The sequence below is a fragment of the Streptococcus loxodontisalivarius genome (assembly GCF_016908645.1).
Classification (GTDB): Bacteria; Bacillota; Bacilli; order Lactobacillales; family Streptococcaceae; genus Streptococcus; species Streptococcus loxodontisalivarius.
In genome coordinates, this window is the sequence record NZ_JAFBEH010000094.1 from 1 (window position 1) to 1,034 (window position 1,034).

At 38.9% G+C, this 1,034-nt stretch carries 1 protein-coding gene; it reads right to left on the reverse strand.

Going from position 1 to position 1,034, the window contains the following annotated elements; all coding sequences use genetic code 11:
* Nucleotides 1–19 precede the first annotated feature (19 nt).
* Nucleotides 20–973: an IS30 family transposase gene (locus JOC28_RS10620; RefSeq protein WP_205010638.1), complete on the reverse strand. Its 954-nt coding sequence runs from the start codon at nucleotides 971–973 to the stop codon at nucleotides 20–22.
* Between the last annotated feature and the right edge of the window lie 61 nt (nucleotides 974–1,034).

Genomic DNA, 1,034 nt, shown 5'->3' on the forward strand with positions numbered 1-1,034 from the left:
GCTAAATTTCAAGTGCAAGTTAGCCATTCAGTAAAACATCATTAGGAGATTTATAGCTCAGTATTTTCTTAGGATAATTGTTTATCCAGTTTTCAATAAATGCGATCTGTTTCTTGGTCGCATTTTTACTTCCTTTAGGTAGCCATCTTCTAATCAGTCGATTGTGATTTTCATTTGTTCCACGTTCCCAAGAGGAATAAGGATGAGCATAGTAAATATTTTCTGGATTAAACACCTCAGATAAACGACTAAATTCAGTTCCATTATCGGCAGTAATGGACTTGATGGGATGTTCTTTGAGAATTTCAGACAAGGCCTGATTAACAGCAGAGGCTGATTTACTTGGAATCAATCGGATAATCTCATACCTTGTTTTTCGGTCAGTCAGCGTTAGAAGACAAGGGTTTCTCTCCCGTGTTTGCAAGACAGTATCAATCTCATAGTCTCCCACTCTCAAGCGTTGATTGATAACCTTTGGACGCTCTTCGATGGACTTTCCAGCAGGTTTAAAGTCTGGGCTAGCTATTTTCTTGGGAGCCCTCACTTTTCTAGGATAGAGTAAATCTTTAGGGGATAACCCAAGATGTCCTTGATGAAACCAATAATAGATTGTAGAGACTGGCACAGGGATACCCTTGGCTTTGACCATCATCTCAGGAGAGTATTTCTGTTTCCAGTAGTGAAGGATTTTCTCTTTAACATCCTTAGTCAAATAGACTGGTTTCACAGAACGCTTTCGATTCTTCTCATAAGCATTCTGAGCAAATTCCGCTGAGTAAACCTTCTTAAATCTTCCCTTACGAACTACTTGTCTGACTAGACCACGTTTGATTTCGTTGTTAATAGTTTGAGGAGCTTTTCCCAATCTTCTAGCGATTTCGCGATGAGAATGTCCTTCTTGAAGCCAACGCTCAATCAAATGACGTTCAGTTATTGTTAAATGTTTGCCTTTTGGTGTATAATATTCTTGCATCTCGGAGTCCTTCTAGTGTGTGTTGTGGTGACTACATTATATCTCTCTGAGATGTTTTTTT

Coding starts and splice junctions, on each gene's coding strand:
- JOC28_RS10620 (WP_205010638.1), bottom strand. CDS start 973: ATGCAAGAATATTATACACCAAAAGGCAAACATTTAACAATAACTGAA.